The sequence below is a fragment of the Actinoplanes campanulatus genome, from assembly GCF_014647795.1.
Lineage (GTDB): Bacteria > Actinomycetota > Actinomycetes > Mycobacteriales > Micromonosporaceae > Actinoplanes > Actinoplanes campanulatus.
This window is the reverse complement of the sequence record NZ_BMPW01000001.1, coordinates 80543-93653: the sequence shown is the minus strand read 5'-3', so window position 1 is coordinate 93653 and position 13111 is coordinate 80543. Positions and strand designations below refer to the sequence as shown.

Genomic DNA, 13111 nt, shown 5'->3' with positions numbered 1-13111 from the left:
ATGACCCAAACCCCCGGATGGGGAGATATCAGTGGCTAACCGGACAGTCGGGCCGACGTTAGCAGTGAAGTCCGCGAGAATGACCTCTGACGCGGCCGCGCAGGGTTAGCCGGTCCCACGGATGGGCATGCATTCGCCCGCCGACCGCGATCATACGGACGGCCGAGGGGCGGGAGCACGATATGCAGGTCTGGCCTGGTCACCGGTACCCGCTGGGCGCTACTTACGACGGGACGGGCACGAATTTCGCGATCTTCTCCGAGGTGGCCGAGGCGGTCGAGCTCTGCCTGTTCGACCCCGCCGGCAACGAGCGGAAGGTCCAACTCCACGAGCAGGACGCGTTCGTCTGGCACGCGTACCTGCCCGGGGTGGAGCCGGGGCAGCGGTACGGCTACCGCGTCTACGGACCTTACGAGCCACATCGTGGGCTCCGGTGCAATCCGCACAAACTGCTGATCGACCCGTACGCGCGGGCGGTGGACTCGGACATCGACTGGCATCCGTCGCTGTACGCGTACGACTTCGACAACCCGGACCAGATGTCGGACCTGGACTCGGCGCCGTACATGCCCAAGGGCGTGGTGGTGAACCCGTACTTCGACTGGGGCAACGACCGGCGGCCGGACATCCCGTACCACCACTCGGTCATCTACGAGACCCACGTCAAGGGGCTCACCCAGGCGCACCCGGACATCCCGCGGGACATGCGCGGCACCTACTCGGCGATCGGCCACCCGGCGATCATCGAGCACCTGAAGAGCCTCGGCGTGACCGCGGTCGAGCTGATGCCGGTCCACCAGTTCGTGCACGACAACCGGCTGCACGACCTGCGGCTGCGCAACTACTGGGGTTACAACACGCTCGGGTTCTTCGCGCCGTACCACGGCTATTCGGCGATGGGCTCGCTCGGGCAGCAGACCCAGGAGTTCCGCGGCATGGTGAAGGCGCTGCACGCGGCCGGCATGGAGGTCATCCTCGACGTCGTCTACAACCACACGGCCGAGGGCAACCACCTGGGCCCGACGCTCTCGCTGAAAGGCATCGACAACCGGACCTATTACCGGCTGGTGGACGATCAACCCCAGTTCTACATGGACTACACCGGTACGGGTAACAGCCTGAACGTGCGCAGCCCGCAGAGTCTCCAGCTGATCATGGACTCGTTGCGGTACTGGGTCACCGAGATGCATGTCGACGGCTTCCGGTTCGACCTCGCCTCGACGCTGGCCCGTGAGTTCTACGACGTCGACCGGCTGTCGACGTTCTTCGAGGTGGTGCAGCAGGATCCGGTGGTCGGCCAGGTGAAGCTGATCGCCGAGCCGTGGGACGTCGGGCCGGGCGGCTACCAGGTGGGCAACTTCCCGCCGAACTGGACCGAGTGGAACGGAAAGTACCGGGACACGGTCCGCGACTTCTGGCGAGGCGAGCCGGCCACCCTGGCCGAGTTCGCGTCCCGGATCACCGGCTCGGCCGACCTCTACCAGGACGACGGCCGCAAACCCTTCCACTCGATCAACTTCGTGACGGCGCACGATGGGTTCACCCTCAACGACCTGGTGACCTACAACGACAAGCACAACCAGGCCAACGGCGAGGACAACCGGGACGGCGAGAGCCACAACCGGTCCTGGAACTGCGGCATCGAGGGCCCCACCAGGGACGAGAACGTTTTGGCGCTGCGGGCCCGGCAACGGCGCAACTTCCTGGCCACGCTGATGCTCAGCCAGGGCGTGCCGATGATCTCGCACGGCGACGAGATGGGCCGCACCCAGCAGGGCAACAACAACGCGTACTGCCAGGATACCGAGCTGAGCTGGATCGACTGGCAGAACGCCGACGAACAGCTCCTGGAGTTCGCCCGCAAGGTGACCGCGTTCCGGCACCGGCACCAGGTCTTCCAGCGCCGCCGGTTCTTCACCGGCCTGCCGGTGACCGCCCGCGGCGGCGGCGACCCGCTGCCCGACCTGGAGTGGTTCACCCCGGACGGCCGGCAGATGGCCGGCGACGACTGGGGCAACGACTTCGGCCGGGCGGTGGCGCTCTTCGTCAACGGCGAGGGCATCCGCGAGCGCGGCCAGTACGGCCAGCGTCACGTGGACAGCTCGTTCCTGCTCTTCTTCAACGCGCACGACGCGCCGCTCGAGTTCACCACTCCTCCCGCCGAGTACGGGGAGAAGTGGGAGAAGGTCATCGAAACCGCTGATCCGTCCCCGCACCGCCCGGCCATCGTGGAGGCTGGGCACAAGATCTGGGTGCCGGATCGGTCCCTCATCGTGCTGGACAGGACGGTGTGATGCCCGACAACAGGCCGAGCAGTACCTATCGCGTTCAGGTCCGCCCCGACTTCCCCCTGCATGTCACCGCCGAGCTCGTCGACTACCTCGCCGATCTCGGGGTGAGCCACCTCTACTCGGCCCCGTTGCTGACGGCGGCGCCCGGCTCCGAACACGGCTACGACGTGGTCGACCACCTGTCGGTGAACCCCGCCCTGGGCGGCGCGGACGGGCTCCTGCATCTCAGCCGCGCGCTGAAGGCGGCCGGCCTCGGCCTGGTCGTCGACATCGTGCCCAACCACGCCGGGATCGCCGTCCCGCATCTGAACCCCACGTGGTGGGACATCCTTCGCCGCGGGCAGAAGTCGGACTACGCCCACTTCTACGACATCGACTGGTCGCGTGGCCGGCTGCTCGTTCCGGTGCTGGCCGACTCCCCGGACGCCCTCGACGACCTGCGCGCCGAGGACGGCGAGCTGCGGTACTTCGACAAGCGGTTCCCGATCGCCGACGACACCGGCGACGGCACGCCACGGGAGATCCACGACCGGCAGTACTACGAGCTGGTCAACTGGACCCGCGGCGACACCGAGCTGAACTACCGCCGCTTCTTCGCCATCACCGACCTGGCCGGCCTGCGCGTCGACGATCCGGAGGTCTTCGACGCCACCCACGCCGAGATCCTGCGCTGGTACCGGGAGGGCATCGCGCAGGGCATCCGGGTCGACCACCCGGACGGGCTGCGGGACCCCGCCGGATACTTCGCCCGGCTGCGGGAGGCCGCCCCGGACGCCTGGATCGTGGTGGAGAAGATCCTCGAGCCGGGCGAGCGGCTCCCCGCCTGGCCGGTCGACGGCAGCACCGGCTACGACGCGATGTGCCTGCTGAACGGCGTCTTCGTGGACACCGGCACGGAGGCCTTCTTCGACACCCTGGACCACCACCTGACCGGTGTCACCACCTCCTGGCAGGACCTGGTCCACCAGGCCAAGTACACGGTCGCCACCGGGTGCCTGGCCGCCGAGCTGACCCGTCTGGCCGATCTGGCGCCGACCGTCGAGGACGCTCCCCGGGCCCTCGCCGAGCTGGCCGCCTGCTTCCCGGTCTACCGCTCCTACCTGCCGGCCGGGTCCCGGTACCTGGCCCAGGCCCGGTCCGAGGCGGGCCGTCGCCGGCCACACCTGATCAGCGCGCTCGACCAGCTCACCGCACGCCTGCGCAACCCCACCGACGAACTCGCCATCCGGTTCCAGCAGTTCACCGGTGCGGTGATGGCCAAGGGCGTGGAGGACAACGCGTTCTACCGATGGACCCGGTTCGTGGCCCGGAACGAGGTGGGCAGCGATCCGGCCAGGTTCGGCACCACCCCCGACGAGTTCCACGAGGCCGCCCTGGAGCGTGGGCAGGAGTGGCCCGGCTCGATGACCGCGCTGGCCACCCACGACACCAAACGCGGCGAGGACGTCCGGGCCCGCCTCGCGGTCCTCGCCGAGGTGCCCGGTGACTGGACCGAGGTGGTGCGCCGGTGGACCCGGTTCGCTCCGCTCCCGGACCCGTCGCTGGCCCATCTGATCTGGCAGGTCACGGTGGGCGCCTGGCCGATCTCCCGGGAGAGGCTCCAGGCGTACGCCCGGAAAGCCGCCCGCGAAGCCGGGACCGGAACCTCCTGGCTGCGCCCCGACGAGTCCTTCGAGACCGCCCTGCGGCAGATGGTCGACCGGATCTACGACGATCCGGCCCTGCACCGTGAGGTCACCGACTTCGCCGCCTCCATCACCCCGCCCGGCTGGTCCAACTCGCTCGGTCAGAAGCTCCTCCAGCTCACCATGCCCGGCGTGCCGGACGTCTACCAGGGCACCGAGCTGTGGGACCACTCGCTGGTCGACCCGGACAACCGGCGGCCGGTCGACTTCGCCGAGCGCCGCGCCCTGCTCAACCGCATCGACGACGGTTGGCTGCCGCCGGTGGACGCGACCGGAGCGGCCAAGCTGCTGGTCGCCAGTCGGGTGCTGCGGCTGCGACGGCAGCGGCCCGAGCTGTTCGGCTCCTACCGGCCGGTCTACGCGGAAGGGCGGGCCGGACACCACGCGGTCGCCTTCGACCGCGGCGGCGTGGTCGCGGTGGCCACCCGGCTGCCGATCGGATTGTCACGGCACGGCAGCTGGGGGGATACCAGCCTGTCACTGGACGGTCACAGTTGGACGGAAGTGTTCACGAATACCAGCTACGGTGGCAATCGACTGCCGGTGGCCGAGCTGCTGCACACCTATCCCGTCGCTCTCCTGGTGAAGGAATGACTGTCTTCGAGGTATGGGCTCCGGGCAAGCAGGTCAGGCTGCGTCTCGGCGACCATGACCACGCCATGGAGGCCGGTGTGGACGGTTGGTGGCGGGCCGACCTGCCGGCCCCCGCCGACGCCGCCTACGGATTCCTCCTGGAGGGCCGGGAGCAGCCGCTGCCGGACCCGCGGTCGCCCTGGCAGCCGGACGGGGTGCACGGCCTGAGCCGGCTCTACGACCACTCCGCCTTCGCCTGGACCGACCAGGCGTGGACCGGCCGGCAGCTGCCCGGCTCGGTGCTCTACGAGCTGCACGTCGGCACGTTCACGCCGGAGGGCACGTTCGACGCGGCGATCGAGCGGCTGGACCACCTCACCGACCTCGGCGTCGACCTGGTCGAACTGCTGCCGGTCAACGCCTTCAACGGCACCCGCAACTGGGGCTACGACGGGGTCTGCTGGTTCGCGCCGCACGAGGCGTACGGGGGACCCGACGGCCTGAAACGCTTCGTCGACGCCGCGCACGCCCGGGGCCTCGGCGTCGTGCTGGACGTCGTCTACAACCACTTCGGGCCCTCCGGGGCGTACGCGCCGATGTTCGCCCCCTATCTGAGCAGCGGCAGCAACCCCTGGGGCAGCGCGGTCAACCTGGACGGCCCGGGTTCCGGCCACGTGCGCCGCTACATCATCGACAGCGTCCTGATGTGGCTGCGCGACTACCACGTCGACGGCCTGCGGCTGGACGCCGTGCACGCGCTGCACGACGAGGGCGCCGTGCACCTGCTCGAGGAGATGGCGGTCGAGGTCGAGACGCTCGCCACCGAGCTGCGGCGGCCGCTGTCGCTGATCGCCGAGTCCGACCTCAACGACCCCAAGCTGATCACCCCGCGCGAGGCGGGCGGGTTCGGCCTGCACGCGCAGTGGGACGACGACGTGCACCACGCGCTGCACACCCTGCTCACCGGCGAGCGCCAGGGCTACTACGGGGACTTCGGATCGCTCGACTGTTTGCGGACAGTGCTGGAAGGCGCGTTCTTCCACGCCGGCACCTGGTCGTCCTTCCGCGGCCGCCGGCACGGCCGCCCGGTCGACCGCCAGCGCACCCCCGGGCACCGGTTCGTCGCCTTCCTCCAGAACCACGACCAGATCGGCAACCGGGCGATCGGCGACCGGCTCACCGCCACCCTCTCGCCCGGCCTGCTGAGGGTGGCCGCCACGCTGCTGCTCACCTCACCGTTCACGCCGATGCTCTTCATGGGCGAGGAGTGGGCGGCCAGCAGCCCCTGGCAGTACTTCACCAGCCACCCGGAGCCCGACCTGGCCGCCGCCGTGCAGAACGGGCGACGCAAGGAGTTCGCCCGGCACGGCTGGGCCGAGGCCGACGTGCCCGACCCGCAGGACCCGGCCACCTTCGAGCGCTCCAAACTCGACTGGTCCGAGCTGGGAAAACCCGGCCACGCCGAGATCCTGGAGCTGTACCGGAAGCTGATCCGGCTGCGCCGGAGCACCCCCGGCCTCACCGACCCGTGGCTGCACCGGGTCGAGGTCCGGCACGGCGACCGGCACGTGGTGATCCGCCGCGGGCCCAGCGTGGTGGCCGCCAACCTGGCCGACACGCCCCAGACGGTCAGCGTGCCGGCGCTGCCCCGATCGGTGCTGCTGGCCACCTCGCCCGGCGTGGTCGTCGAGCGGGACCGGCTGGTCCTGCCGGCGGAGAGCGCAGCCGTCGTCGCGGTTCGCTGACGTGCCACGATCCGCCATCATGTGCTCGTGAGCGTGCGGAAATCGCGGAAGAAGAAGAAATCCCACTGGTGGGACTCGTGCAACCCGGCCTGTGACTGTGACATCCCCGGCTGTGACTGCTTCTCGCTGAGCACCATGGTGCGGTTGTCCTCGGTGCTCTTCTTCGAAAAGAGCCGGTCCGAGCGCGTCGTGGTCGGCGCGATCCACGGCTACCGGAAGGTCTCGCCGAAGCTGCCCACCCGCTGCCGGTACACGCCCACGTGCAGCGCCTACGCGTTGCAGGCGATCGACCGGCACGGGCTGCGGGCCGGGCTGCGGCTCACCGCGGGCCGGCTCGCCCGGTGCCGTCCCGGTGTCCCGTACGGGACCGGGGACCCCGTTCCCTGACACCGTCGTGCACCATGACTCGTCAGGAGCGTGAAGGGACGGGTCGATGGGGGACACGGAGAGACCGCCGGGCCAGCAGTGGCGGCTGCCCCGGCAGTTGCAGATGGCGCCGGAGCTGGTCCGGCAGCTGCTGCGCACCCCGCCGCCCCCGGCGCCGGGGCAGCCGGAGCCGACCGCCGAGGAGATCGCCTCGCAGACGCTCGCCCAGCAGGAGGTGATCGAGGAGGTCATCACCGAGGTTCAGAACGCCATCGTGGTGGACCGGGAGTACCGGTTCAAGGTGTGGCGGCTGGCCGGGCTCGGGCTGCTCATCGTGATCACCATCGCGGTGGTGCTGGGGCGGCTGTTCGTGGGCGGGCCGCCGTCGGTGGCCGAGCTGCGTGCGCAGGCCGGCGTCGACAGCTGGACCGAGTTGAAGATCGGGGTCAAGGACGACCAGTTCGGTACGGCCTACTACAACCCGGTCACGAAGCAGTGGTCCGGTTTCGACATCGACGTGGCGTACATGATCGCGGAGGATCTCGGGTTCCGCCGGGAGGACGTGCGGTTCTACGGCCTGGAGAGCGAGGACCGGGCCCGGATGCAGGCCAACGATCCGGTCTCCGGCGAGCGCGTGTCGGTGCAGATGGTGATCGCCAGCTACAGCATCACCAAGGAGCGCGAAGAGCGGGCCGGCGTCACGTTCTCCCAGGGTTACCTCGACACGGAGCAGTCCGTCGTGACCCTGAAGGATCATTCGCCGGTCTCCGCGCTGGAGGATCTGACGGGCAAGAACGTCTGCAGTCTGTCCACCTCGACGAGCCAGTCGGTGCTCGACGGTGTTAGGGCCGTCGTGGTCCGTAAGAACCGGGTTCGGGAGTGTTTCGCGCTGCTCGACACCCGGCAGGTCGAGGCGGTCAGCACCGACGCCGCGATCCTCGCCGGCTGGAAGAACCAGTATCCCGACAAATACTCGCACTTCGACCTCGGACTGGACACCACCGAGCGCTGGGGCGTCAACGTCGGAGAGAACCCGGCCCTGAAGGAACTCGTCGACCTCACCCTCTACCGCTCCTGGGCGGATCCCAAGGACAGCCGCTGGGAGGAGGCCTTCGACCGCAACTTCCAGGTCGAGGTGGAGGCGAACGGCGACACCCCGATCGCGGTGGCCCACCAGCCCCGGGCCGAGCGGCCCGACGTGCGCTGGCTGCCGTGGGAGGACCCGCTCGGATGAGCGAGATCGAGATCCACACCGGCGCCGTCAGCAAGGAGCGGCCGCTGCCCCGGCAGAGCTACCGCGCCGAGCTGAACTGGCTGCTCGCCGTCCTGCCCGGCTTCCCGCTGCTGCTGCTCGTGCTGCGGTTGTGGTACCTCAGCCGGCAGGACCTGCCCACCATGCTGCTGCTCGTGCAGTACATCAACCCGCTCGGCATGCTCGGCGCGCTCTTCATCACCCTGAGCTGGACCATCCCGGCCGCCATCCTGCTGGTCCGGGTGCTCGGCGGCATCCTGCTGGTCAGCGTCCCGGGGCGGACCGCCAACTCGTTCCTCGCGGTGACCGCCCTGCGGATGCCCGGCTGGGTGGTGGTGATCGCCACCGGGATCGCTGCCTTCACCTGGCAACTGCGGATGCTGCCGCTGCTCATGATGCTGATCGTCGCCATCCTCGGGCTCACCGCGGTGCAGGGGGCGCCGGGGGAGCCGTGGCTGATGTGGTGGCTCACCCTCGGTGTGCCGGTCCTCACCGGGATCCTGGTCTGGCTCTTCGTCTGGCCGGGGGTGGTGGCGGCGGTCCGTGCCGGGGAGTGGGCGACCGCGGTGCTCCTCGCCGTACCCCCGCTGTTCGGTCCTCTCCTGACCGGCCCGGTGCCGGAGCGATGGGCCCGGATCGCCACCCACTGGCCCGCCGTGGCGGCGGCCTTCGCCATGCCGTTCGTGGTCGGCGTCGTCTTCCTGCGCGCCCCCGTGCTGCCGGACAGCGCCGTCGAGGTGGCGACCGAAGGCGAGGCGGTCCGGGTCGTCCGCGGCCAGCTCATCGCGGTCGACGACACCTCCACCACCATGCTCCAGCCCACCGGCGAGGTGATCTTCATCCCGAACGGCGAGGTCCGCTCCAAGACCCTCTGCCCGCAGGCGGTACAGCCGCCGGAGAGCGGCGTCACCGTCCGGGGATGGCCGGTCGAGGCGTCCGCACTCCAGTGGATCGCACCGACACGCACCGTCACCGAAATCGATCCACGGTGCCTCGGGCGCCCGCTTGAGCGGGGTTGAGTGTATTTTCAGCAACGACATGTGCGACATGCCGCCCACCACGTGCAGACAGGCTGGCGCCGACCTGGCAGGCTGCACGCCATGACCTTGCACCTCCGGTGGGCGGCCGTGACCGACCAAGGACACGTCCGGAGCAACAACGAGGACTGTCACTACGCCGGTGATCGGCTTCTCGTCGTCGCGGACGGCATGGGCGGCATGGCCGCCGGCGATCTGGCCAGCCGGATCGCCATCGAAGCCATGGTCTCGCTCGACATCCCGATCGACACCGAGCATCAGATGGACGCCCTGCACCGTGGGCTGGAGTTGGCCAACGGCCGGATCGCCGAACAGGTGGCCGCCGACCCCTCCCTCGCCGGCATGGGCACCACGCTGACGGCGGTCCTCTTCAACGGCGAACGGGCCGCCATGGCCCACGTCGGAGACTCCCGGGCGTACCTGTTGCGCGAAGGCCGCCTCAACCAGCTCACCAAGGACGACACGTACGTCCAGATGCTCGTCGACCAGGGACTGATCAAGCCGGAGGAGGCGGCCGCCCATCCGCGGCGGGCCGTCGTCACCCGGGTCCTCCAAGGGGAACCGGTGACCCCGGCCTACGTCATCGTCGAGCCGCAGGCGGGCGACCGCTGGCTGCTGTGCAGCGACGGGCTCACCGGTGTGGTGCCGGACCCGGTCCTCGAGGAGGAGCTGCGCACTGTCCAGGATCCCAAGTCATGCGCAGAGCGTCTCATCGATCTCGCGCTCCGTGGCGGCGGGCCGGACAATGTGACGGTGGTAGTCGCCGACGTGACAGCCGGGGACTGACCCGCTCCCCTGTCAGAAGGTGGCTCTCGTGGCAGTCATCACCACGGCGCTGATCCTGGCCCTGGTCGCGTTCGGTGAACTCGTCCTCGGCACCCCGCGCCACTTCACCGCCACGGCGCAGCTGACCGCCGGGGTCGTCGCGGCCACCGTGTGCATCGCCGTCGGCCGCGGCCGGACCGGCTTCCCGCGGCAGTGGCGACTGTTCGCCGCGGCCGGCCTGGCCGTCTGGACGCTCACCCGGGTGTGGTGGGCGCTCGGCGACCCGCCGCCGGCCGTGTACGGCCTCGGCTACCTGGTGCTGCCCGCCTGCATGCTGCTCGGCCTGCTCGGCGCCGTGCGCACCCGGCCACGGCCGGTGCCGATGTCGCCGCTGCGCGACCAGATCGCCCTCGTCATCGACAGCGCGCTGATCACCGGCTCGGTGCTCGCCCTGGTCTGGTCGGTGATCCCCGGCGACCCGCTCGGCGACCTGACCGGGACGGCCCTGCTCGGCTACGTCATCGCCGACCTGATTCTGCTCACCATGGTGGCGCTGCTGCTCACCACCCGGCCCGACTCGCCCGCCGGGCGGCGGCCGCTGCGGCTCGTCGGTGTGGCGCTCGTCGCCTTCGGCGTGGCCGACACGATCCGGCTCCTCGACGGTGGCTCAGCCTGGCTTCTCGGGTTGGAGAACACCGGGCATCTGATGGGGCCGGCGTTCATCGCGCTGGCCGCGCTCAGCCCGAGCCGTCCGGCGCTCACCCAGCCGGCCGCCGAACTGCTCCAGCGGGACTGGTTCCGCCTGCTTCTCCCCTACGGGCCGGTGCTGGTGACCGGGGCGGTGCTGGTGGCGGGAACGGTGGCGGGCAACGCGCTCACGCCGTTCGAGGCCTACCTCGGCTGGCTCGGGCTGGCCCTCGTGGTGACCCGGCAGATGCTCACCATCGTGGACAACACCGTCCTGTTCGACCGGGTCGCGGAAACCCAGCGGCGGTTGCACCATCAGGCGTACCACGACCCGCTCACCGGCCTGGCCAACCGCGCGCTGTTCCGGGAACGCCTGGTGCTCGCCATCGACGCCCACCACCAGCACGGGGTGCCGGTCGCCGTCCTCTTCGCCGACCTCGACGACTTCAAACTCATCAACGACACGTTCGGGCACGCCATGGGCGACCGGGTGCTGCACGCCATCGGCGAGCGGATGCGGGCCTGCGTGCGCCCGCAGGACCTGGTGGCCCGGCTGGGCGGCGACGAATTCGCGGTCGTGCTCGACCAGGCGCCCCCGCCCGCGCCCGCGCCGCGACGCCGTCTCCGGTCCCGCTGGGGGGCGGCGGCGCGAGGCCGTCGCTACATCCTCTCCGCCGCGGGGGTACGGGTGACGAGCGGCCCCGGCGCTCCCGGTCAGCCGCTCGGCCGTTCCGTGGACGGGCCCTCGCGCGCCACCGAGCCCGTCCTGCCGCACGTCCCGTCATCTCGCCGGCCCGCCTCCCACCAGCCGAACGGCGGGCCGCCGGCCGGCTCGGTGCCGGTCGTTTCCGCGTTCGTTCCCCCATCCACCGGCGCTTCCACGCCCGCGCCCGGTTCCGCGCCGCCCTCCCCGCATGCGCCCTCCCCGTCACTGCCTTTCACGCCCGCGCCTGGTTCTGTGCCGCCGTCTTCGTCTGCGCCTTTCATGGCCGCGCCTGGTTCCGTGCCGCCGTCTCCGTCCGCGCCATTTACGGCCGCGCCCGGTTCCGTGCCGGTTGCTGAGGCCGTGCCGGCTTCCGGGGCCGCGACCCTTTCCCCCGGGGCCGGGGCGGTGTCCTCGGCGGATGAGGCCGGGCCGGTGGGGGAGAGCTGGGCCGCGGAGGCCGAGGCGATCGGGCAACGGCTGCTGGCAGCGCTGCGGGAGCCGTACATCATCGATGGCCGCTCGGTCGGGGTCGGCGTCAGCATCGGCCTGGTCGCGGCGGAGCCGGGCGACCGGCTCTCCGCCGACCTGCTGCTGCGCCGCGCCGACGCCGCGATGTACGCGGTCAAGCGCCGCGGCAAGGGCGCCCTCATCCGCTACACCGGCCGCCGCGACTCCGGCCCCAACGCCGACCTGCCCCAACTGCTGGCGGGCGCCCTCGCCGACGGCGGCAGCCCGGCCGAAGCCGGGTTCGAGGTCCACTACCAGCCGATCGTGCGGCTCGGCGACCGCGCGACCGTCGCGGTGGAGGCCCTCGCCCGCTGGACCGACCCGGTGGCCGGCCCGGTCCACCCCGACGTCTTCGTCACGATGGCCGAACGCACCGGCCTGGTCGCCGCCATCGACGACTTCGTCCTCGACCGGGCGTGCGCCGACGCCGCGGTCCTGGCCGAACGCTTCGGCCGCCCGATCGACCTGCACGTCAACGTCTCCGCAGGCCGGCTGGGCCAGCAGGGCCTGGAGGACGCGGTGGCCGCCGCGCTGGCCCGGCACGGAGTGCCGGCCGCCCGCCTGGTCATCGAGATCACCGAGACGCTGCGCATCCCCGACCTGCCCCGCGCGGCCGCCGTCGTGGGCAGGCTCAGAGCCTTGGGCGTACGGGTGGCACTGGACGACTTCGGCAGCGGCTTCAACGCCCTCGCCCAGCTCCACGCCATCCCGGTCGACATCGTCAAACTCGACTCCACCCTGACCGACGTCTCCAGCGCCTCGGACCGTTCCGGCGCCCTGTGCCGCTCGGTGCTGTCCATTTGCGCCGAACTCGGCATCACCGTGGTGGCCGAGGGCCTGGAAACCCCCGAGCGTTCCGCGACCCTGGAGGAACTGGGCTGCCCGCTGGGCCAGGGCTACCTCTTCGGGGCTCCCGCCCCACTCGCCCAGCTGGGCCCCTCGCCCACCGACTAGAGATCGTTCGCGGTCGAGGTCCGCGTTTCGTTCCCGCTCGCTGCCGTTGCGCTGGTCGCTCGGGGTGGGTGGTCGCGCTTGCCCAAGGGCGGGTGGGTGCACACGGCTGCAGTGTCGTGGTCGCCTACGTGGCCTGTCGCCGCGATGGCCGCCCACGTGGCGGCTTTCGTGTGCGTTCACCTTCGAAACCCCTGCCGGCCGGCACTCCGCGTGAGCGAGGAACCCGGTTCACCGGCTCATGTGGAATATCGAGGCAGCCAGGGAGCCTTGTGGGTACCCGCGATGTCGAGTCGCGCATGCGGATGGCTGCGGTGTCACCCCGACTCGCCAACGATCTGAGGCATTGGTGGCTTTCGGGTCGATCTTGATTCCTGGTTGCTGTCCGGTGGTCAATCATCGCTCATGATCTCTCCCCGCTGGAGGATCTTGGCTGATCGGACGCATCCGGGAGCCTCTTTCTTGGCTGTCCGCGCCCATTTCCGCAGTCCCTCAACCGAGGGAAGGGCGGCGGGGTTGATCTTGGTGAGTTGACCACCTCCGGAG

Annotated in this window: 8 protein-coding genes; all 8 read left to right on the top strand. The window is 70.5% G+C overall.

Going from position 1 to position 13111, the window contains the following annotated elements; genetic code table 11:
* The first annotated feature begins 182 nt into the window (after positions 1-182).
* The 8 genes from glgX to IEZ13_RS00400 all read left to right on the top strand — a co-directional run bounded on the left by glgX (position 183) and on the right by IEZ13_RS00400 (position 12568).
* Positions 183-2294: a glycogen debranching protein GlgX gene (gene glgX, locus IEZ13_RS00435; RefSeq protein WP_183215486.1), complete on the top strand. Its 2112-nt coding sequence runs from the start codon at positions 183-185 to the stop codon at positions 2292-2294.
* Positions 2294-4570: a malto-oligosyltrehalose synthase gene (treY, locus tag IEZ13_RS00430; protein ID WP_183215484.1), complete on the top strand. Its 2277-nt coding sequence runs from the start codon at positions 2294-2296 to the stop codon at positions 4568-4570. The genes glgX and treY overlap by 1 nt, the downstream gene beginning before the upstream one ends.
* The gene (gene treZ, locus IEZ13_RS00425) at positions 4567-6294 is read left to right on the top strand and encodes a malto-oligosyltrehalose trehalohydrolase (RefSeq protein ID WP_183215482.1); all 1728 of its coding nucleotides are present in this window, start codon (positions 4567-4569) and stop codon (positions 6292-6294) included. Before treY ends, treZ begins: the two co-directional genes overlap by 4 nt.
* 135 nt (positions 6295-6429) lie before the next feature.
* The gene (gene yidD, locus IEZ13_RS00420; RefSeq protein ID WP_183217123.1) at positions 6430-6681 is read left to right on the top strand and encodes a membrane protein insertion efficiency factor YidD; all 252 of its coding nucleotides are present in this window, start codon (positions 6430-6432) and stop codon (positions 6679-6681) included.
* 46 nt (positions 6682-6727) lie between these two features.
* On the top strand, positions 6728-7894 hold the full coding sequence (locus tag IEZ13_RS00415) for a transporter substrate-binding domain-containing protein (protein WP_183215480.1): 1167 nt from the start codon (positions 6728-6730) through the stop codon (positions 7892-7894).
* The gene (locus IEZ13_RS00410) at positions 7891-8931 is read left to right on the top strand and encodes a hypothetical protein (RefSeq protein WP_183215479.1); all 1041 of its coding nucleotides are present in this window, start codon (positions 7891-7893) and stop codon (positions 8929-8931) included. Before IEZ13_RS00415 ends, IEZ13_RS00410 begins: the two co-directional genes overlap by 4 nt.
* An 81-nt stretch (positions 8932-9012) precedes the next feature.
* The gene (locus IEZ13_RS00405) at positions 9013-9735 is read left to right on the top strand and encodes a PP2C family protein-serine/threonine phosphatase (protein ID WP_183215477.1); all 723 of its coding nucleotides are present in this window, start codon (positions 9013-9015) and stop codon (positions 9733-9735) included.
* 28 nt (positions 9736-9763) lie between these two features.
* Positions 9764-12568: a bifunctional diguanylate cyclase/phosphodiesterase gene (locus IEZ13_RS00400; RefSeq protein WP_183215475.1), complete on the top strand. Its 2805-nt coding sequence runs from the start codon at positions 9764-9766 to the stop codon at positions 12566-12568.
* Positions 12569-13111: the final 543 nt, after the last annotated feature.